Source organism: Corallococcus sp. 4LFB (assembly GCF_046520365.1).
Classification (GTDB): domain Bacteria; phylum Myxococcota; class Myxococcia; order Myxococcales; family Myxococcaceae; genus Corallococcus; species Corallococcus caeni.
Genome location: NZ_JBKGHJ010001210.1, coordinates 1 through 611 on the forward strand (window position 1 = coordinate 1; position 611 = coordinate 611).

General features: G+C 73.0%; 1 protein-coding gene and 1 pseudogene. Both read left to right on the top strand.

Annotated elements, in window-relative coordinates:
* Positions 1-268: pseudogene (locus tag ACLEQD_RS44970) on the top strand (PEGA domain-containing protein); the annotation flags it as partial.
* Positions 269-270: 2 nt separating this feature from the next.
* Entirely contained in the window at positions 271-567 is a 297-nt protein-coding gene (locus tag ACLEQD_RS44975) for a hypothetical protein (RefSeq protein WP_410392003.1), read from the top strand.
* The last annotated feature ends 44 nt before the right edge of the window (positions 568-611 follow it).

The following is a 611-nucleotide window of genomic DNA, read 5'->3' on the forward strand; positions in this document are numbered from 1 at the left end:
CCCCGCAGCCCCGCCGCCCGCCGCGAGGAAGCTGACGCGCAAGGAGCGCGCGGCCGAGGCGAGGCGCCAGCGCGAGGAGGCGGCCCGTCTCAAGCGCGAGGAGGAGCAGCGCAAGAAGGAGGAGGAGGCGCAGCGCAAGCAGCAGGAGGAGGCGAGGCGCAAGGCGGACGAGGAGGCGAAGCGCAAGGCGGAGGAAGAGGCCAGGCGCAAGCGCGAGGAAGAGAAGAAGCGTCCCAAGCTCGACGAAGACGATCTCCGGAACTACTAGCCATGCGCCGCCTTTCATCGCTCATCGTTCCCCTGGCCCTGGTCCTGGGACTGTCCGCCTGCAGCCTGCTCGTCGCCTTCGACCCCGAAGGGCAGCCCTGTGACCGGGGCCAGTGCCTGGAGGGCTACGTCTGCCGCGACGAGGTCTGCACCGCCGAGGACGGCACCTCCACCGACGCCGGCACGTCCTTCGATGCGGGGCTCATCGACGCCGGCCCCACCGACGCGGGCTCCACCGACGCCGGTGACGACTCGGACGCCGGCACCTCGGACGGCGGTCCGCTGTCCGACGGCGGCTGAAGTCCGCGCCGGCGTCGCGGCTCCGGTCCCCGCACCGGGGCCGG

Bases quoted from the DNA above. Each gene is read 5' to 3' on its own strand.
- ACLEQD_RS44975 (WP_410392003.1), top strand. From the start codon at position 271: ATGCGCCGCCTTTCATCGCTCATCGTTCCCCTGGCCCTGGTCCTGGGA.